General features: G+C 71.8%; 18 protein-coding genes and 1 riboswitch. Of the genes, 11 read left to right on the top strand and 7 right to left on the bottom strand.

The features are described 5' to 3' along the window. Positions 1–55: 55 nt before the first annotated feature. The 6 genes from DEJ47_RS34905 (at position 56) to DEJ47_RS34880 (ending at position 8836) form a co-directional block, all read left to right on the top strand. The gene (locus tag DEJ47_RS34905; protein ID WP_150175117.1) at positions 56–580 is read left to right on the top strand and encodes a GNAT family N-acetyltransferase; all 525 of its coding nucleotides are present in this window, start codon (positions 56–58) and stop codon (positions 578–580) included. An 83-nt stretch (positions 581–663) separates the two neighbouring features. After that, positions 664–1827 carry a hypothetical protein gene (locus tag DEJ47_RS34900; protein ID WP_150175116.1) on the top strand — a complete coding sequence of 388 codons (1164 nt, stop codon included), beginning with the start codon at positions 664–666 and terminating at the stop codon, positions 1825–1827. A 137-nt stretch (positions 1828–1964) separates the two neighbouring features. Beyond that, positions 1965–2837 (top strand): hypothetical protein, encoded by an 873-nt coding sequence (locus DEJ47_RS34895; RefSeq protein WP_150175115.1) that lies wholly within the window; start codon positions 1965–1967, stop codon positions 2835–2837. A gap of 61 nt (positions 2838–2898) precedes the next feature. Beyond that, on the top strand, positions 2899–5139 hold the full coding sequence (locus DEJ47_RS34890; protein ID WP_223828629.1) for a hypothetical protein: 2241 nt from the start codon (positions 2899–2901) through the stop codon (positions 5137–5139). 347 nt (positions 5140–5486) lie between these two features. Beyond that, a riboswitch (cobalamin riboswitch) is annotated at positions 5487–5706 on the top strand. 163 nt (positions 5707–5869) lie between these two features. Next, on the top strand, positions 5870–8194 hold the full coding sequence (gene metE / locus DEJ47_RS34885) for a 5-methyltetrahydropteroyltriglutamate--homocysteine S-methyltransferase (RefSeq protein ID WP_150175114.1): 2325 nt from the start codon (positions 5870–5872) through the stop codon (positions 8192–8194). 222 nt (positions 8195–8416) lie between these two features. Continuing rightward, positions 8417–8836, top strand: coding sequence for a hypothetical protein (locus DEJ47_RS34880; protein ID WP_150175113.1), 420 nt, complete (start codon positions 8417–8419; stop codon positions 8834–8836). Between the two features lie 11 nt (positions 8837–8847). Here the strand turns inward: DEJ47_RS34880 and DEJ47_RS34875 are convergent, their stop codons facing one another. After that, positions 8848–9375 (bottom strand): MarR family winged helix-turn-helix transcriptional regulator, encoded by a 528-nt coding sequence (locus tag DEJ47_RS34875; protein WP_150175112.1) that lies wholly within the window; start codon positions 9373–9375, stop codon positions 8848–8850. 80 nt (positions 9376–9455) lie between these two features. On the opposite strand from DEJ47_RS34875, the gene DEJ47_RS34870 reads away from it, so the two are divergent. Further along, on the top strand, positions 9456–10319 hold the full coding sequence (locus DEJ47_RS34870; protein ID WP_150175111.1) for an alpha/beta fold hydrolase: 864 nt from the start codon (positions 9456–9458) through the stop codon (positions 10317–10319). A 28-nt stretch (positions 10320–10347) separates the two neighbouring features. Here the strand turns inward: DEJ47_RS34870 and DEJ47_RS34865 are convergent, their stop codons facing one another. The 4 genes from DEJ47_RS34865 to DEJ47_RS34850 form a co-directional block, all read right to left on the bottom strand. Continuing rightward, on the bottom strand, positions 10348–13083 hold the full coding sequence (locus DEJ47_RS34865) for a discoidin domain-containing protein (protein WP_150175110.1): 2736 nt from the start codon (positions 13081–13083) through the stop codon (positions 10348–10350). Between the two features lie 453 nt (positions 13084–13536). After that, positions 13537–14106: a hypothetical protein gene (locus DEJ47_RS34860; protein ID WP_223828628.1), complete on the bottom strand. Its 570-nt coding sequence runs from the start codon at positions 14104–14106 to the stop codon at positions 13537–13539. A 113-nt stretch (positions 14107–14219) separates the two neighbouring features. Then, a complete protein-coding gene (locus DEJ47_RS34855) occupies positions 14220–14414 on the bottom strand; it encodes an antitoxin (protein ID WP_150175109.1) in 195 nt (64 codons plus the stop codon). A gap of 116 nt (positions 14415–14530) precedes the next feature. Beyond that, a complete protein-coding gene (locus DEJ47_RS34850) occupies positions 14531–14944 on the bottom strand; it encodes a hypothetical protein (RefSeq protein WP_150175108.1) in 414 nt (137 codons plus the stop codon). A gap of 224 nt (positions 14945–15168) precedes the next feature. On the opposite strand from DEJ47_RS34850, the gene DEJ47_RS34845 reads away from it, so the two are divergent. From DEJ47_RS34845 to DEJ47_RS34835, 3 genes are all read left to right on the top strand, one after another. After that, complete coding sequence (locus DEJ47_RS34845; protein WP_223828627.1) at positions 15169–15921, top strand: NPP1 family protein; 753 nt, start codon at positions 15169–15171, stop codon at positions 15919–15921. A gap of 75 nt (positions 15922–15996) precedes the next feature. Further along, positions 15997–16743, top strand: coding sequence for an alpha/beta fold hydrolase (locus tag DEJ47_RS34840; protein ID WP_150176083.1), 747 nt, complete (start codon positions 15997–15999; stop codon positions 16741–16743). Beyond that, positions 16740–17207 carry a hypothetical protein gene (locus DEJ47_RS34835; RefSeq protein ID WP_150175107.1) on the top strand — a complete coding sequence of 156 codons (468 nt, stop codon included), beginning with the start codon at positions 16740–16742 and terminating at the stop codon, positions 17205–17207. Before DEJ47_RS34840 ends, DEJ47_RS34835 begins: the two co-directional genes overlap by 4 nt. A gap of 9 nt (positions 17208–17216) precedes the next feature. Here DEJ47_RS34835 and DEJ47_RS34830 read toward each other — a convergent pair whose 3' ends face one another. Next, positions 17217–18017 carry an endonuclease/exonuclease/phosphatase family protein gene (locus tag DEJ47_RS34830; protein WP_223828789.1) on the bottom strand — a complete coding sequence of 267 codons (801 nt, stop codon included), beginning with the start codon at positions 18015–18017 and terminating at the stop codon, positions 17217–17219. A 133-nt stretch (positions 18018–18150) separates the two neighbouring features. Between DEJ47_RS34830 and DEJ47_RS34825 the strand changes: the two genes are divergently transcribed. Beyond that, positions 18151–18693, top strand: coding sequence for a sugar O-acetyltransferase (locus DEJ47_RS34825; RefSeq protein ID WP_190415709.1), 543 nt, complete (start codon positions 18151–18153; stop codon positions 18691–18693). A 31-nt stretch (positions 18694–18724) separates the two neighbouring features. On the opposite strand, the gene DEJ47_RS34820 is transcribed toward DEJ47_RS34825, so the two are convergent. Continuing rightward, the gene (locus tag DEJ47_RS34820; RefSeq protein WP_150175105.1) at positions 18725–19465 is read right to left on the bottom strand and encodes an SDR family oxidoreductase; all 741 of its coding nucleotides are present in this window, start codon (positions 19463–19465) and stop codon (positions 18725–18727) included. Positions 19466–19504 lie beyond the last annotated feature (39 nt).

Below are 19504 nucleotides of genomic sequence, written 5' to 3'. Positions count from 1 at the left end.
CCGCCCTTTCGGTAAGGGTTGTGCTGAACAAGACCCTTACCGGACGGTAGTGGTCATGAACCAGCCCAACGGACAACAACTCACCGTGTTCCGCAACGACGTTGCCCGCGTGCGCCGCGCCGCGGCGGCGGACGTGCCCGAGCTCGTACGTCTGCGGTCGCTGCTCTTCGAGACCCGCGACGAGGAGTACTTCAACCCCGCGTCGGTCGAGGACGACTGGCGCCGCAACCTCGCCTCGGTACTGGAGGAGCAGCTGACGGCCGACACCGCGCGCATCCTCGTCGTGGACGGCGCACACGGACTCGCGGCCTGCGGAATCGGCACCGTCGAGCAGTGGTTCCCCGGTCCGCACAGCGTCACCGGGCGGGTCGGCCACGTGATCGGCGTCGTCACGGACCCCGCGTACCGGCGGCGCGGGCACAGCCGGGCCATCATGCGGACGCTGCTCGACTGGTTCGACACGCGGGGCGCGTCCCGCGTCGACCTCTACGCCTCCGCACAGGGCGAGCCGCTGTACCGGGACCTGGGTTTCGTCGACCACCCCGACCCCGCGCTGTACTGGCGCCCAGCACATCGCTGAGCCGCGCGGGCCCAGTTGCCGAAAATATTCCGGACCTCACCCCTCCGCAGCATCATGGGAGTAAGCGAAACGGGGGTGCCGTCATGGCTGTTCGCTTCGGTTCGGGTACCGACCGCGTGCCGCCCTGGGCCTTCGCCGTCATCGGATTCGTCCTGGTGGTGGGGCTGTTCTTCGGGATACGGGGTGTCGCGTCGCCCGGCGGCGGGGCGCGGGGAGGCGGTGGCAGCTCCCCCGACGGCGGCATCAGTACGGGAACGAGCACCGGTGGCGGTGGCTCCTCCGACACGACGGGTGAGAGCGGGGGTACGGGTGGCGACGATACCGCCGGCGGGTCGTCGGGCGGCGGTTCGGACGGGGGGACGGGAGGTACGGGCGGGTCGTCCGGCGGGTCCTGGCAGACCGGGGGCTCGGAGGGGGACGGCGGCGGGGGTGGGGGCAGTGGAGGAGACGACGGCGGGGGCGGAAACCGTGGGGGCGGGACGCCGCCCGGCTGGCTGCCGTGGGGGCCCAAGTCCCCCAACACGGACGACAGGCCGGAGCCGGACAGCATGTACGACCTGCTGCAGCGTGGCGAGTGCCAACTGCCGTACGACAGCGCCACCGACCCCGAGAAGCAACCCCCCGACTCGGGGACCCCGCAGGCCTGGAAGGTCATCGAAGGGCTCGCCGGCATCTGCAAGGCCGCGCACGGCGAGCGGGCCGGCCTGGCCATCGCCACCCGCGCGGAGGCGGGGCTGCGCGCGGCGGGCTACCGGCCCGGCACCAGCGAGTACCTCTGCAAGGACGGCGACGCCTTCGCGGTCCTGCAGCGCTTCGTCGCGTACTACCGGCGGCATCCCTCCGAACAGGTGGTGCTCCGGTCCGCTCCGGCGGGGACCGCGGCCTGCGACAACAAGATCTCGGCCACGGAGCGCACTGTCGCGCCGGACGCGTCGGTCGGCTTCCACGGCACATGGCCCGACGTGCCCCGGATCGTGGAACTACGCGCCGCGGAGCTTGCGGAGCCCCTGACGCTGGAACCCTACGGGAGCGACAACGAGAGGACGAAGTGCTGCAAGGACGCGGGGTTCTCCGTCGACCTGCCGGGCCCCAACGGCTTCGGGGGCCACCGCCCGACGGTGATCGATGTGACGCTCGTGACGAAGAACGGCGTGCGGGTGACACGACGGGCGGCGTTCACGATCACCTGGGCCGAAGCGCCACAGCCTCCGTCGCCTTCCCTCTCGTCCAGGTCCCCGTCCCCATGACCGCCCCCGACCCGACACCCCCGGCCCCACCCCCGACTCCGCCTCCGTCCCCGCCCCCGGCGCCTGGGCCCCCTCCGGCCCCGGCACCCGCGCCCGCGCCCGCCCCGAACCCGGGTCCAGAACCCGCTCCCGACCCCGTGCCCAGCCCCTCCCCGACACCGAACCCCACCACCGCCCCACACTCCGCCCCCTCCGAGCCCCGTATCGGCTGGGTGGAGATCGTCGGTGCCGTCGGGTCCCTCGTCACGTTGCTCACCGCCGTCCTGTTCTACTTCGGCTGGGCGAGCACGGATGCCGAGACCAAGGCGCTCGGACTGCGTGACACCGTCTTCCACCTCTCCACCAGCGACTACCTGTTGCGCAGCGTCAGCGCCCTCTACCTCCCCGCCTGGCTCGCGGCCGGCATCGCGCTCGGCACGCTCGGGCTGCTCCGCTGGACCGCGGGCGAACCTGAACGGCTGGCCCGCGCCACCCGTGTGCTGCGGTACGCCTGGGCCGTCCCGCTCGCCCTCGTACCGCTGTATCCGCTCAGCCCCTGGCTGTTCGACCTGCTCCTGCCGCTCACGGCGATCGGTGGCCTCGCGCTCAACGCGTACGCCCGCACACGCGGACGCCGGGACCTGCGCCTGTGGGGGCTCACCCTCTTCATCTGCGTACTGTCCCTGTTCTGGGCCGTGTCGTCGTACGCGGCGATCGCGGGCCGGGGCCGCGCCGAGCTGACCGAGCGGACGCTCCGCGGCGAGTTCCCCGCGGTCGTCGTCTTCAGCGAGAAGGACCTGATGATCCGGGGCGGCGGCAGCTGTTTCCGGCACGTCACCGAGAAGGGGAGCCAGTACGCGTACGAGTACGGCGGGCTGCGCCTGTTCCACGTCTCCGGAGACCGCGTCTTCCTCGTGCCGCGCGACTGGAGCCCCGAGAACGGCACGCTGTACGTCCTCAAGGAAGGGGACGGCCGGCGCGTCGACCTGGTCAGCGGGGCGGACCGCCGGGCGAGGGAGTGCCTGGACTGAGGGGCCGCGCCGCTGAGGGGCCGGTGTGGCGCCGCGCCGCACGCCGGAGGATGATCGTTTCGTGAGTGGCAGCGACGCGGAGAGCAGGGACGATGCCGTCGGCAGCCCGTGGCGGAAGCGGTGGCGGTCCTCGCTGCGACCCACGGCCTGGGCCGTGCTCGCTCTTTCCACCGTCGTCCTCGTCCTCGCAGGGTGCGCCCGCGCGACGGTCCTGAACCGGGTCTTCTACCAGGCCGTGCTGGACGAACAGGGCGCGTACGAGCGGCTGTACGACGAGGTGCTCGTCGACCCCGCGACAGCACGCGTCACCCGTGACCTGCTCGGCCGGCTGCCCGTGCCCGAGGCGCAGGTGACGGCGAACCTGAAGAACGTGCTGCCGCCCGCCACTCTCCGCACCCTGGTGGACGAGCAGATCGGTCACGCCGTGGCGTACTTGCGCGGGCAGGAGCCGCGCCTGCGCCTCTCCGTGGACCTGCGGCCCGTCCTGACCAACGTCGGCAGCTTCGCGGAGATCTACCTCGGTGACCTGGTCGCCTCAGCCCAGGGGCGCGAGTCCCCCGACTTCGCCGCGTTCACGCGGGAGCTGACGGCCGCTCTGGACGACATCTCCCGCGGCCACCGCCCGGACAACCTGCCCGAGCTGCGTCTCGAACCCGCTGCGGCGCGGCAGGCGGCGCAGTGGCTCATGGGAGCCGTCCCGGAGGACCGACGCGCAGGCCTGCGTCCCCAGGTGGAGGCGTCGCTCGGCTCCGGGGACGTGGCCTCGGCGCTGGCCGCGGTCGGGCCGTACGCGCTCGGCGACCGGGTGCCCGGTTCCGTGTCGGACCTGTCGGCCCTCACGGACGACGGGCGCTGGAACGCCGTACCGGACCTGAAGGCCGCGGGCGTCGACCTGGGCGCGGCCGAGCAGGCCCGGTATTTCACCAGGCTGGCGCTGGGGTGGGTCCAGGGCATCGCCGGCGTGCTCGCCCTCGGCGCGGGCTGCGTACTGGCCTTCACCGGCTCGGCGTCCTGGGCGGTGCGGGTGCGCCGCGTCGGCACGGCACTGGCGGCGTCAGGTGCGCTGTCGGCCGTGGTCCTCGCCGTGGCGCGGTGGCAGATCGGGGACCTGATGATGCGTCCGCCGTCGAGCTGGCCGCCCTCCGTGGGCCGACTCCTGGACGACGTGCAGCACGGTGCCGCCGACGCCCTCCTCTCGGTGGGACTGATCACGTCGGCGCTCCCGTTGGCTGCGGGTCTCGCCCTGGCGGGGGCGCCGTGGGCGTACCAGAAGGTCGTGGCGCGGCGCGGGGCGCGGCTGACCGGGCGGCGGCGGAGCGCGGTTCTGGGCACGGCGGGCGGCGCCCTCGTGGCCGTCGCGATGATCGGCGCGGTGCTGGTCCCGCTCGCGGCGGGCAAGGACGCCCGCGAGCTCTGCCTCGGCTCGGAGTCGCTCTGCGACAGGCGTTACGACCAGGTCGCCTTCCTGGCCACGCACAACGCCATGTCGACGACCGCGGACCGGTTCATCGGCCCGCTCCAGGACCCGGACATCGTCGCCCAGTTGGATGCCGGGGCCCGCGGTCTCCTCATCGACACGCAGACGTGGGAGACCCCCGAGGAGGTGGCCGAACGGTTGCGGGAGGCGGACTTCCCGCCCGACATGAAGGAGCAGATCACCCGCCTGGCCGAGCGCGCCAACCCGCCGCGCCCCGGCATGTGGCTGTGCCACGCGGTGTGCCGGGCCGGGGCGATCCCCCTCGTGGAGACGTTGCGCGAGATCGGCACCTGGCTGGACGAGCACCCCGGTGAACTGGTCACCCTCATCGTCCAGGACGCCATCGACGGCGAACGGACACGGGAGGCGTTCCGCCGGGCGGGCCTCGAGCGGCTGCTGTTCACACCGGACGCCGACCCGAACCACCCGTGGCCCACACTGGGCGAGATGATCGACTCGGGCCGCCGCCTGGTCGTCTTCGCCGAACAGGCCGACGGGCCCGCGCCCTGGTACCGCAACTTCTACCGGTACGGCATGGAGACCCCGTTCTCGTACACCGCACCGGAACAGATGAACTGCGTCCCGCACCGCGGCGGGACCGGCAAGCGGCTGTTCCTGCTGAACCACTTCATCACCGACATGGGCGGCAGCCGTCTCGACGCCGCCGTCGTCAACAAACGCGACTTCATCCTGGACCGGGCCCGCCGCTGCGAGAAGGAACGCGGCCGGCCGGTCAACTTCGTCGCCGTCGACTTCGCGACGATCGGCGACGCGTCGGGCGCGGTCGACCGCCTCAACAGAGAGCGGCTGAACGACAGCGGCTGAACGCGAGAAGGCGCTCGGTCACGGGCGGTGCGGAGTGCGTCGTGGGTGATCGCGCCGCCGTAGCCGCGTGCACGGCGAGAACCGTGACGCAGTCGGTGAGTTGACGGGTGTCGTCTGGTCCGGCCGGTTCCGGAGGTGGAACGTCCCCGGCGTGGTGGCGGTTCATGTCTCGTGGTTCATGTCTCCGTAGCTTGCCTGGCCCCGGGGGCGGGCCGCCGGTCTGTTCGGGCCGTTCGCCACCGGGTACCGCCTTCCCTGCCGGCCCGTGGCCGAAGCGCATCGCGCACGTGTTCCACCTCACCCTCCGAATGCCGGACACGGCCCGGTCCGTCGGCGGAGCGCGCCGTAAGGTGATCGGTGCAGCTGGTTCGCCCCGTCCGCCAGGCGGGAGCGTCGCAAGAGGGAACCCGGTGGGAATCCGGGACTGCCCCGCAGCGGTGAGCGGGAACGACCGCCGTCACATGCACTGGGACCGACGCAAGGTCCTGGGAAGCGACGGCCAGTAGGAGGCCTCCCCGGAGGACGTGCCCGCGAGTCCGAAGACCTGCCCGCTGTCCGTGCCCGAACCGTTTCGTGCGCGGATATCCCGGTGACCTCGAGGGCGGGTCGGCGAACACATCTGACGGACGGCCGCGCCCGGCGCGCGGTCCCGGGCCGTCCGGTGCGTCACCCTTCGCGCTCTCGTCCCGTCCCCGGGATCTCAGGGATTCATCTCGCGAAGGAGATCTCCGTGACCACAAGGACCGCAGCCGCGGCAGCACGGGCCACCGTGTACGGCTACCCCCGCCAGGGCGCCCACCGCGAACTGAAGAAGGCCGTCGAGGGCTACTGGAAGGGCCGCGTCACCGCCGACGCCCTCCGCGCCGCCTCCGCCGACCTCCGTCGCGCCAACTGGCGTGAACTCACCGACGCCGGTATCGGCGAAGTCCCGACCGGCGACTTCTCGTACTACGACCACGTCCTGGACACCACCGTGATGGTGGGCGCGATCCCGGAGCGGCACCGCGCCGCCGTCGACGCGGACGCCCTCGACGGCTACTTCGCGATGGCGCGCGGCACGCAGGACGTGGCACCGCTGGAGATGACGAAGTGGTTCGACACCAACTACCACTACCTCGTTCCCGAGTTGGGGCCTGAAACCGTTTTCTCCGCCAACTCCTCCAAGCAGGTGACCGAGTTCGAGGAGGCCCGTGCGCTCGGGCTGACGGCGCGGCCCGTGCTCGTCGGGCCGGTCACGTACCTCCTGCTGGCCAAGCCCGCGCCCGGCGTCGCCGCCGACTTCGACCCGCTGACGCTGCTCGACCGGCTCCTTCCGGTGTACGCGGAGGTGCTCGCCGACCTGCGCGCGGCGGGCGCCGAATGGGTCCAGCTGGACGAGCCCGCCCTCGTCCAGGACCGCACGCCCGCCGACCTCAACGCGGCCGAGCGCGCCTACCGCGACCTCGGCGCCCTGACCGACCGGCCCAAGCTGCTCGTCGCGTCGTACTTCGACCGGCTCGGCGACGCGCTGCCCGTTCTCGCGAAGGCCCCGGTCGACGGGCTCGCCCTCGACTTCACGGAGGCTGCCGCCGGCAACCTCGAAGCGCTGGCCTCCGTGGGCGGGCTGCCCGGCAAGCGTCTGGTCGCCGGTGTCGTCAACGGCCGCAACATCTGGGTCAACGACCTGGAGAAGTCCCTGTCCACCCTTGGCACCCTGCTCGGTCTCGCCGAACGGGTCGACGTGGCCGCGTCCTGCTCCCTCCTGCACGTCCCCCTCGACACGGGGCTCGAACGGGACATCGAGCCACAGATCCTGCGGTGGCTCGCGTTCGCCCGCCAGAAGACCACCGAGATCGTGACGCTCGCCCGCGGTCTCGCCCGCGGCACCCACACGATCTCCACCCAACTCGCCGCGAACCGCGCCGACCTGGCCTCCCGAGCGGGCTCCCCCATCACGCGTGACCCGGCCGTGCGCGCCCGCACCGGCGCCGTCACGGACGCCGACGCGCGGCGCTCCCAGCCGTACGCGGAGCGAGCGGCCGCCCAGCGTGCCGCGCTCGGCCTGCCGCTGCTGCCGACGACGACCATCGGCTCGTTCCCGCAGACCGGTGAACTGCGCGCGGCCCGCGCCGACCTGCGTGCCGGACGGATCGACGGCGTCGGGTACGAGGAGCGCATCAGGGCCGAGATCCGGGAGGTGATCTCGTTCCAGGAGAAGACGGGCATCGACGTCCTGGTGCACGGTGAGCCGGAACGCAACGACATGGTGCAGTACTTCGCCGAACAGCTCACCGGTTACCTCGCCACACAGCACGGCTGGGTCCAGTCGTACGGCACCCGCTATGTGCGCCCGCCGATCCTCGCCGGAGACATCTCGCGCCCCGAGCCGATGACGGTGCGCTGGACGACGTACGCCCAGTCCCTCACCGATCGGCCCGTCAAGGGCATGCTCACCGGCCCGGTCACCATGCTCGCGTGGTCCTTCGTCCGCGACGACCAGCCGCTCGGCGACACCGCACGCCAGGTCGCCCTCGCCCTGCGCGACGAGGTCGGCGACCTGGAGGCGACCGGCACCTCGGTCATCCAGGTCGACGAGCCCGCCCTGCGCGAGACGCTGCCGCTGCGCGCCGCCGACCACCCCGCCTACCTGGCCTGGGCCACCGAGTCCTTCCGCCTCACCACCAGCGGGGTACGGCCGGACACCCAGATCCACACGCACATGTGCTACGCGGAGTTCGGTGACATCGTGCAGGCCATCGACGACCTCGACGCGGACGTCGTCAGCCTTGAGGCGGCCCGCTCGCACATGCAGGTGGCGCGCGAACTCGCCGCCCACGGCTACCCGCGCGAGGCGGGTCCGGGCGTGTACGACATCCACTCCCCGCGCGTCCCCGGCGCCGAGGAAGCCGCCGCCCTGCTGCGCAAGGGACTCGACGCCATCCCTGCCGAACGGCTCTGGGTCAACCCCGACTGCGGTCTGAAGACGCGCGGCTGGCCCGAGACCCGGGCATCACTGGAGAACCTGGTCGCGGCGGCCAGGACGGTCCGTGCGGAGATCGGGACGAGCGCGTCCTGACGCGTGTGCGGCGCTCCGGTTCGAACCGGGGCGCCGCACACATGTGCCCACCCGGCGGCCAGTGAGGCAGTCGGCCGTCATGTGCCGGAGGTGATGTACTCGGCGGTGTCCGATCCGTGGCGCGTATCGCCCGCTCGTCCCGCTTCCTGTTCTGTGCCGCGTTGCACTGTGCAAGGATGCGTTCACCGAGCAGTACTCGCGCCTCCCCCAAGGCCTCGCCCCATGAGACAAGTGCCCTCGCTCATGTTCGTCCTGTACGTGGCCTGCGCCGTGTGCAAGGCACACATCGCGCACCTCGAGTTCACCCCTCCCGGCGCGCATCCCGTGAGTATGCCGCGCTGGGACGCGATGGGCCGGGCCGCCTACGCCGCCTCGAGAAACCACTCGCTCTGGTGGTTCGCCGTGCAGAGCGACGCGTACACGAACGGCGCGGGTGAGAACGTTCTGGCCGACGACGCGGAACGTTACCGAAGAGCCTTCCGTTATCCGCGCACCTTCGCCCGCATCCACACGGCGGGCCTCAAAGGCGACGCGGGTTTCTGCGCCGGGTGCGACGTCCCCTACTGCGCCCGGCACTGGCGCCGGCAGGAGACGGTGGCCGGCGAAAGCACGACACTGTGCCCGCTGGGCCACCAGCGCTGACGCGTCCGCGGTCAGGCCCCTGCCGTCGCCTCCGCCCAGCCGAGCGGATGCGGCTCCCGGCCGTCCGCGTCCGGCACCGGCGGCTCACCGCCGGCTTCGTTGAACGCGGTCAACGCCGTGACCAGAGCCCCGCGTTGCCCGGGGTCGATGCGCTCGACGATCGCCGTGACCTCCTCCCTGCGCCGGGCGGTGACGGTCTCGACGGTCCGCCGCCCCTCGTCGGTGACCTGGAGCAACGTCTCACGGCGGTTGCGGGGATTGACCCGCCGGTCGGCCAGGCCCGCCGTGATGAGCCGGTCCACCATCCGCATGGCGGTCGACGGCGCCACCTGCAAGTGCTCGGCGAGCGTGACCAGTTTCGTGGCACCTCGCGTCGACAGGACGACGAGCATGCGGAACTGAGGGAGCGTCACGCGTTCCTCGACCTCCGCGAGGGACCGCGCCGACACGGCGACCAGCAGTCTCGACGCCGTCAGGACCGCTCGGGTCACCGCATCGACGCCTTCCGCGTCCTCAGGGCACTTCACGGGTTCGACCATGGCTCCTTTCTACCCCTTCCCGGCGGGTACCCGTCCGCCGACTGCGTGATCGAGCCGCAGGTTGAGACAGTGGAGGCCATGTGTTCGACGACTTCGAGCTGACGCGGTGCGAGGGCGACGGCGTGCGACTGCGGGTCAGACACGGCGGGAGCGGGCCCGCGGTGCTGCTCCTGCACGGCCATCCCCGCACACACGCGACCTGGCACCGTGTCGCCCCACTGCTGGTCGCGGCCGGGTACACGGTCGTCTGCCCGGACCTGCGGGGCTACGGAGGCTCCGAGAAGCCGCCGACCGACGATCGGCACCGCCCGTACTCCAAGCGCGCCATGGCGGGTGACTGCCTCGCGGTGATGCGCGGACTCGGACACGAGCGGTTCGCGGTGGTGGGGCACGACAGGGGCGCGTACGTGGCGACGCGTCTCACCCTGGACCACCCGGAGTCGGTGTCCGCCCTGAGCGTCCTCGACGCCGTTCCCATCGGCGAGGCACTGCGGCGCTGCGACGCGACGTTCGCCGCGAGCTGGTGGCACTGGTTCTTCCTCGGGCAGACCGACAAGCCCGCCGAACGCGTCATCAACGCCGACCCTGCGGCCTGGTACAAAGCCACCGCCGAGCACATGGGCGACGAGGCGTACGAGGACTACCGGCGCGCGATCCACGACCCGGCCACCGTGCACGCGATGTGCGAGGACTACCGGGCGGGGCTCGGTGTCGACCGGGAACACGACGACGCCGACCGGCGGGCCGGCCGGCGCATCGCGTGTCCTCTACAGGTGCTGTGGGCCACCCGCGACGACATGGTCGATCTCTACGGCGACGTGCTGGGCGTCTGGCGCGACTGGGCGGCGGGACCCCCGGTCGGGGGTCCCGTCGAGTCCGGACACCACATGGCGGAGGAGGCACCCGGTGAACTCGCCGCCGCCCTGGTCGAGTTCTGGAGCTGAATCCTGGCGCAGCCCCGGAAACGGGTGGCTAGTCCACCGTCAGCTCGGCGACCCCCGGGTGCTTCTTCGCCCCCTCCTCGCCTCGCACCGTCACCCGCACGTACCGCGCGAGCCGCGGGTCGTCCGCGTCGGCCCGGTGCCAGTTCCGCCCGTCGAGGGAGACCTCCACGCTGTGGTCGGCCGGTTCGGTGCCGCTCCATGCGGGCGTGACCTTCCTGACGCGCACCGGCTCGGTCAGGTCCGTGGTGAGCCGGCCGTTCGCGCCGTCCGGAACCCAGGCGGTCGCCGAGTTGCCGTCGAAGGCGGCGCCCGCGTACATGCCGGGCTGCTCGGAGGAGGCTTTGGCGGCGGTGCAGCGGGCCTTGTTGGTGGTGGGGATCAGGTCGGGGCGGCGGGTCTCAAGGACGACCGGGGCGCCCTTGCCGAGGGTCCGCTTGCCCTGCGGGGTGTCGAGCGCCATCGGTGCGCCGTCGGTGAGGCGGACGGTCGTGCGGCGGGCGCCGATCTCGATGTCGTACGTGCGCCCCTGCCAGGCGAGACCGCGCAGGGTGACGCCGCGGCCGAGCTGCGGGGGCAGCATCGGGTCGAGGCGGAGGCTGTTCTCCCGCATCCGCATGCCGGTCAGGCCGTTGGTGAAGGTCTGCAGGAAGCCGCCCTTGCCGGTGAGGAAGTCGTGCGCGGGCGAGCCCGACAGAGGATCCTCGGCGCCCGCCTTGTCGCCGCGGGCCTCCGAGAACTGCGCGAAGGGACCGCGGACGAACGGCCTGATGGAGCGCTCCAGGTAGGTGTACGTGGAGCAGCCGGGCTCACCGATCCCGGCGGCGTCGATGGCGTGCACCGAGTCCGTCATGGCCGGGCCGTCCGGGTCGGTGCGCTGCGCGTAGTAGTCGAGGGTGGCGGCCGCCGCGCCCTCGGGCATCTTCCACTCCAGCGGGTACATCAGGAGGACGGTGTCCGCCTGCTTGATGGTGCTGCCCTTGTAGCCGTCGTACTGCTGGAAGACCTTGCGCTTCTCGTCGTACGGGACGCGGATGCGGTCGGCGATGGTGTTCCACCGGGCGGGGGCGCGCTCGCCCGCGAGTTCGGCGGCGCGGGTGGCGTGGCGCAGGGCGGTGGCGGCGCCCGCGTTGGTGAAGACCGCGTCGTCGACGCCGTTGCTGTACTCGTCGGGCCCGGCCGTGTCCTTGATCGAGTAGCTGCCGTCCTTGTTCCGGCTGACGCGGCCCGCCCAGAACTCGGCGATGCCCTTCATGACCGGGTAGCCCCGCTTGCGCAGCCAGTCCGTGTCCTTGGTGGCGAGGTAGTACTGCCAGGTGGCGAGGGAGATGTCGGACTGGAGGTGGATCTGGGTGCGGCAGTGCGGCGGGTCGACGCTGTGGCACTCCTTGGCGAGGTTGCCCGAACTGCCGCTGTTCCAGGGGTAGAAGAGTCCTTCGTAGCCGAGCTTGCGTGCGTTCTCGCGGGCACCCGCCCGGGTGCGGTAGCGGTAGTCGACCACCGACTTGGCGAGTTCGGGTCGGGTGGCGAGCAGGCCCGGGTACATCCAGGTCTCGGCGTCCCAGAAGACGAGGCCGGCGTAGTTGTCGCTGGTCAGGCCCGCGGGTGCGATGCTGTCCGCGGCGCCCCTGCGGGTGTTGGCGAGCAGTCCGTACTGCGCGGACCGCACCCATGACTGCATGTCTCGCCGCCCGCGCACCCCGATGTCACCGCGCCAGAGCTCGGCCCAGGCGGCGGTGTGCGAGCGCAGCATGGTCCGCATGCCGCGATCGGCGGCGCGCCGCGAGGCGGCGGTGGCGTCCTCGCGGGGTGCGCGGGAGGTCAGGCCCGTGTCGATCCCGACGTACTTGGTGAAGTCGTAGGACTGACCGCGCCGGACCGGCAGGGCGATCCCCTGGCGTGCCGTCAGGTCCGCTGCTGGCCGCGCCTGTCGGGTTTTGGCGCCGCGCGCTCCGTGGTCGGCGCGGAGCGTGGAGGCGATGGCTCCGTCGATCTTCGTGCCGTCCGTGCGGAAGGCGACGTCCATGCTCGGTGCGGTCCGGGAGGCGTGCCGGTCTCCGCCGGACCGGTCGCCGCCGCCGGTCTGCTGGATGCGGCGGGCGCCGCGGCCGTCCAGCAGGTCGGTGACGGTCGCCTCACCGTTCCAGTGCGGCGTCATCCGCATCCGGACGGCACCGACGTGCGGGTCGGTGCGGTCGGCGAGCACTTCATGGACGAGGTCGGTGCGGCGTCCGTCGGCGGCCGTCCAGGTCAGCGACGTACGGACGACGCCGCAGTGCAGGAGGAGCGACTGGCGGTAGTCGGAGATGCGGCCGGCGGGCGTAGAAGAGTTGAAGGTATCGCTCCGCGCTCCGCCCGTGCTGACCGTGAGGCCGGTCCAGTTGGGCAGGGCGGCGACGGCCTGGCGGTCCTCGGCGGTCTTCTTGTTGTGCGCGTAGAGGCCGGACACGAAGGAGCCGTCGTAGCGCGGGGTGAACAGCGGCCATCCCGTCCTGGCCTCGCTCTCGGTGTATCCGGTGCCGTTGGGCGGTACGCGTTGTCCCAGGTAACCGTTGCCGACGAAGGCGTGATACGTGTCCTTGGCGTCGGCCCGGGTGGTGGTGTCGAGGGTCCATCCGTCATCCGTGCGGCAGTGCGCGCCGGGGGTGGTGGCGCCGTCCCGGCCCGTGCCGGTCGCGACCGAAGGCACCGAGGCGACGAGGGTTCCGGCCAGCAGCACCGCGGTCAGTCGGGCGGCGCGCGGCCGCGCACCATGGGAGTACGTCATTGTTCTCCGTCACTCTGGTTCGCCTTGCGAGGGTTCAGGGACCCTAAATTTCCTGAACGAGTCACGTCAATAGATGCGTGTTCCCGGTCAAGTCTCGAAGACATGGAGAACGTGTGGGGGCGCGCGTGGTCACGCCGTGTCGGCCGAGCCGGGGGTGCTCGCGTTCACCGGCGCGCGTTGCTGAGCCCGCGGCCCGGCCGGGCAGGTGAGGGGGTGCGGACTGGGCCATGAGGTCGGTCGGTGCGCGCAGGACCGCGGTGTCGCCGGTGGCGGTCCGCATCATCCGCTGCGTGCGACCACGCGACCTGCGGGCTGCGGGCTGCGGGCGGGGGTTGTCGGCCCACCACGCCGGGGCTCCGGACGCCCCGGCGGCTCGTACGAGCGTCTTCCGTCCGGGGGCTCGAGCCAAACCGCGACGGGAGGCCTTGTGGGCACAAGCCATGAACCGGATGGCTACGGGCGTTCGGCGGCCGGGAGTTCCACCGTGGTGACGACACGGGTCAGGGAGGGCTTGCGGGGCACGGACCCGAACCCGAAGCGGACCGGGGGTTCCACCGCGGTGAGCGCGCCCAGGTCCCGCCCGTCCCAGGAGGCGCGCGCCGAGGTGAGGGTGCGCAGGTCCCTGGCTGCGTACCACTCACGGCGTCCCCCGCCCGCGCTGCCGCGCGTCCGTACGCCCGGCATCAGCAGACGGGCGGGCACGTCACAGAGGGCGGCCCAGCCGGGGCTGCTCGCGAGGCGACCCGGGACCAGGCGCAGCAGGCACCCGAGCGCCGTGGAGCGCCCGGGCCGGAAGGCGAGCCGCAGCGGCCCCGCCGTCACGGTCCACTCCTGTCGCCCCTGCCCGGACTCGACGGTCACGGGCCAGATGACGATGTCGTCGAAGCGGTACGTGGCGGCGACGAACTCCGCGACCCGCAGCGACGGCGCGAGCAGCACGCGGCGGCCGTCGGCGTGCTCCACCATGACGTCGGCGAACGGCCCCATCGGGGACACCGGCCAGTGCCCTACGACCAGCCGCACGCCGGAGCCGGTGCCGAGGCCCGCGATCCATCCGTCGAAGCGCAGGAGGCCCCCGTTCCTCCGCGTCCTGCGGAGGAACGGGGGCCCGCACCGTGTTCGAATGCGCCTCCCGCCTAGCTCTGCGGCGGGTCCTGCTGGGACCGGTCCGAGCCGAACTGGTCCCGGAGCTTGTCCTGGGCGGTGTCGACCTGGCTGGAGTACTTGCCCTGGGTCCTGTCGTCGACGAAGTCGCCGGCCTTGTCGATTCCCTGCCCGGCCTTGTCCTCGTGCCCCTTGAGCATCTGCTTGAGCTTGTCCATGACCGACATGGGCTGTACCTGCCTCTCGACTCTTCGCTTTCCTCCCCTTCCCCTCCAGATTCAGGGCGCGACGCCGGATCCGCATCCTGTGGAGCCAACCAGATTCGAACACATGAACCACTCCCTCAGTCCGGATCCCCGGGAGGAGCGGCGGCAGGGACCGTGACGGCGAGATGGCCGCCCCGGTCCGGGCGCGGGTCGTCGACGGCCTTCAGACGGGTGGCCAAGTGGCCGATCACCCGGGCGGTGAGCGAGCCGTCCGGCGTGGCCGTGCCGTCCGGGGGCAGCCGGGCCTCGTCCCGGCTCGGGGGGCTGTCCCCGAAATAGCGAGCCATGTCCTTGTTGACGGCCCAGCAGGCGACCGAGACCTCGAACCGGCCGGGAGCGGTCGGGCGCACGCGGACGTGGGCGTGCAGGTCGAAGCCGTCTCCGCCGAGCGTGACCGTCGTGGACAGCTCCTGCCCGTCTGCGCACCGGTGCATCAGCTCGCGTACGGCCGGTTCCACGACCGCCCGCGCCATCGGTTGTGCGTAGACCATCCGATTCCCCCCTGACCGCTGAAGTGTCTCCGCGCGAGACTCTCGGCGGCCATGCCCATGCGTCAACTCCCCTTCCGATACGCGTAACTCCTCGTACGCGTGACCAGGAGATGTTGCGGGCATGACAAGGCTGCTCAAGCTGCCCGTCACCGTCCCGCCGTACCCGAGGAGAACCCCCCTTGAAGCTGAAGTCGAAGTCGAGGTCGAGGTCGAGGTCGAGTCGTGTGATCCGACGTGCCTCCCTGCCCGTCGGCGGCGCCCTCACCCTGGTCGTGGCCTTCGCCGGATCGGCCGTCGCCGCGCCGCCGCAGGCACTGCCCGCGAACGCCGACGGCACCGAGCAGACGTTCCAGCCCGCGTACGACTACGACGGTGACGGCTGTTATCCGACGCCCGCCATCGGACCCGACGGAACGGTGAACGGCGGGCTCAAGCCGAGCGGCGCCGTCAACGGGCAGTGCCATGACGCGAGCGACCTCGCCGACACCAACGGCTACTCCCGCACCAAGTGCAACAACGGCTGGTGCGCCGTCATGTACGGCCTCTACTTCGAAAAGGACCAGGCCGTGGCGGGCAGTGGCCTCGGCGGCCACCGGCACGACTGGGAGCACGTCGTCGTGTGGGTGAAGGACGGACGCGCCGAGTACGTCGCCACCTCGGCCCACGGCAAGTTCCGCGTCCACTCGCGCGACCAGATCCGCTGGGACGGCACGCATCCGAAGATCGTCTACCACAAGGACGGCATCGGGACGCACTGCTTCCGCGCCGCGACCGCGGGCGACGAGCCTCCCGAGAACCACCGCGGCGCCTGGCAGTTCCCCGCCCTCATCGGCTGGAACGGTTACCCGGCGGGGCTTCGGGACAAGCTGAGCGCCCACGACTTCGGCAGCGCCCATTTCGGGCTCAAGGACGCGAGCTTCCCCGGCCATCTGGCCGCGGCCCTCCCGGCGGGCGTGCCTTTTGACGTCAACGCCTGAGGCACCCTGAGCCGACCTGAGACGCATTGGGGCGTTTTGGGCGATACGAGTGCCGATCGTGGGCATGTGGATCACATGACTGACGTCGGCTTCCACGCCCGCAGGTACGGGCCTCCACCGCGCGAGGGCCGCCCGGCCCACGTGCTCGTCCACGGACTCGGGCTCTCGGGCCGCTACTTCGTGCCGCTCGCGCGCCGACTGGCCGCGGGCGGCGCGAGCGTCGTCGTGCCCGACCTCCCGGGCAACGGGCGCTCGCGGTCCGTCGTACGCCGTGCGCCCGACGTCGAACGGCTCGCGGACGCCCTGGCGCACGGCCTGGAGCGCGGTCTGCCGCCGGGGCCCGCTGTCCTGGTGGCGAACTCGGTCGGCTGCCAGGTGGTCGCTGCCCTCGCCGCCCGCCACCCCCACCTGGTGAGCCACCTCGTGCTGGTCGGCCCCGCGCTCGACCCGCGCGCCTCCGGTCTGCGGCAGTTCGGTCGGCTCGTCGCCGACGCCCCCAGGGAACCCCTCGCCCTGCTCGCGGTCGCCGGATTCGACTACCTGGTCACCGGACCCCTGCGCTGCGCGGCTTCCTTCCGTCACGCGCTGCGGGACGCGGCCGATGCATTCGAGGCGCACCTGGCCCGGGTCCGCGCACCCACCCTCGCCGTCCGTGGAGCGGGTGACACCATCGCCTCCGTCGCATGGACGCGGCGCGTGGCGGATCTCGTCGCCGACGGGTACGCGCAGGACATCCCCGGCGCCGCCCACGCGGCCCACTTCGGCGCGCCGGACGCCCTCGCCGCGCTGATCGAGAAGTTCACGGCGGGAGAACCCGGATGACGTCCCATCCCTCGCCCTGGCTCCGTCTGCTGCCCGGCATCTCACCCAAGCGCCGCGGCTTCGTCCTCGCCTGGTGGGGGTTCGCCCTGACCTTCGGCGGGATGCGCCTGCTGACCTGGCTCATCCACATCGACGTGGCAGGGATCGGCGACATGCAGGCCGGCGGGGTGCACATCCACCACTACGTGTGGGGAATCCTGCTGCTCGCGGCGGTGGGTGCGGCAGGCCTGACCGATCGTTCCGCGCGGGCACGCGCCTGGACAGGGCTCGCCTACGGAGTGGGCCTGGCCCTCGTCGTCGACGAGGCGGCGCTGCTGATCAGCCTGGAGGACGTGTACTGGGACACGCAAGGAGGGATCAGCGTCGCCCTGGCCATCGCCGTGATCGCCGTCGCCGGGAGCGTCCTCGCGGTCACACGGGGGCGCCGGGCGTCCAAGAACGACGCGCACGAGGAGGACGGCTGACCGACGGGGCTACTTCGGCTCCACATCGGTGTGGAGCATGTGGTGGTCCGAGTACGGCGTGGGCTGTACGCGGTGCTCGCGCGCGGCGAAGCCACGCAGGAAGACGTAGTCGAACTTGCTGTGCCAGTCGGTCGTCGGTTCGCACGGCCCCGTGGGCTCGGGGCGGCACTCGGAGTCCGTGTCCTCGGCCAGCTCCCAGAGGGGGCCGAGTTCGGGGGCGTCCGGCACCGCGTTGAAGTCGCCGAGGACGATCGCGCGGTCGTGCCGGGCGACCGCCTCGGCCAGTACGCCGACCTGGGCCGCCCGGAACGACTCCTGCTGCCGCTGGGCGAGATGCGTGTTGAAGACCCGCACGGACCGGCCGCCCACGGTGGTGGTGACGGCCAGGTACCCGCGGTCCTCGGAGCCACCGTCGGGATATTCCACGACGACCGGGTCCTTCATCGGCGCCGCCGAGAGGACGGCCTGGCCGAAGCCTCCCGGATTCCACGGCACTCCCCCGCAGCGGCCCCAGTCCTGGAGGACCGTCCCGTACCGGACGTGGTAATCGAGGCCGTAGAAGCTCCGCAGATAGTTCCTGATCCGCTCCACGTCCCGTACGCACGCCTCTTGCAGACCGATGACCTGGGGCGCGTACGTGGCGATGTCCGCCGCCCGGTCGATGTTGCTCACGTCGCAGGGATTGCAGATGTTCCACGTCATGACCCGGTTCGGCACGATCTCGCCGACCGCGTCGACCGGCAGCGACCTGACGAAGAGGGCACCGCTCGGGGCGCTGGGGCCGACGAGCAGCATGAACACCGCGAACATGGTGCCCGCCAGCACCCTCGTGCCCTTACGGAACACCCTCGCCCCCTCGCCCCGGCTACGCCCCGCAGTCCCTGCAGTGTGCATGCACGAGATTATGTGACGGCCTCGGAACACGACACGAAAGGACCCCCACATGTCCGGCGACCGGCTCATGCGCATCCACGGCCCCGAGTTCAAGGCCATGTCCGAACGGGTCCTGCGGGCCACGGAACTCACGTCCCGCCTGAACGTCCTGCCCTTCGAGGACGAGGAGGGCAAGGCAGCCCTGTTCGAGCAGGTCCTGGGCAAGCCCCTGCCCCCGCGAACCACGATCTACCCGCCCTTCTACACGGACCACGGCCTCAACCTGGACCTCGCGGAGCGCGTGTTCATCAACCAGAACTGCACGTTCCTGGATTACGCCGGTATCCGGATCGGTGAGCGCGTGATGATCGCCCCCAAGGTCACGTTCATCACCGTCGGCCACCCGGTCGACCCCGAGGAGCGCCGGAGCTGGCTCACGGGCGGGCCCATCGACGTGGCGGAGAACGTGTGGATCGGCGCCGGTGCCACGATCCTCCCCGGCGTCAGCATCGGCCGCGACGCCGTGATCGCCGCGGGCGCGGTCGTGGCCGACGACGTGCCACCGGCCAGCCTGGTCACCGGCAGCAAGGCGACCGTCAACCGCCAGTGGTGAGGCGGGGCGTGGCCCACCCCGGTGTGTCACGTCACCACGGCACCTCCCCCTCGTCGTCGAAGAAGCCTCCCGTCGGGCCGCCGTCGGGCAGGTTCGCCAGCCGGATCGCGATGGCCGCGCCCTGCTCCGGGGTGCGGACGCCGCGGAAACCGTTGAGGTCGGTCGCGCAGTAGCCGGGGCAGGCCGCGTTGATCAGGATGTTCGTGTCGCTCAACTCCTTGGCGTACTGGACCGTCACCGCGTTCAGGAACGTCTTCGACGGCGCGTAGGCGACGGAGATCGGGCCCGTGTCGCCTCCGGGGGCGGTCTGCCGGGTGAGGGAGCCGACGCCGCTGGACATGTTCACGATCCGCGGCGACGACGAGCGGCGCAGCAGCGGCAGCAGCGCGTTGGTCACGCGGATGACGCCGATCACGTTGGTCTCCACGGCCGCTCGCACGGTCGCGACGTCGACCGTGGTCGGCATCTGCGGCGCGCTGCCGGTGATCCCGGCGTTGTTGACGAGCACGTCGAGGCGTCCGGCACGGTTCTCGATCTGCTCGGCCGCGGCGGTCACGCTCGCGTCGTCGGTCACGTCGAGCGGTACGCCGAACGCGTCGACGCCTGCCGCCCGGAGTTTCGCGACGGCGGTCTCGCGGCGCTCCTCGTCCCGCGCGCCGACTCCGACCTGCCAGCCGAGGGCGCCGAGACCGGCCGCGATCTCGTACCCGATTCCCTTGTTCGCGCCGGTGACCAGCGCGATCGTCTGTTCGCTCGTGTTCTTTCCGTTCATGACGCCCATCCTGTGCGGGCGTGGTGGGAGGCGGCCAAC

It is taken from the genome of Streptomyces venezuelae, assembly GCF_008642355.1.
In the GTDB taxonomy this organism is placed as follows: Bacteria; Actinomycetota; Actinomycetes; order Streptomycetales; family Streptomycetaceae; genus Streptomyces; species Streptomyces venezuelae_B.
The sequence above is the reverse complement of the archived record's forward strand: the minus strand, read 5'-3'. Positions and strand labels throughout refer to the sequence as shown.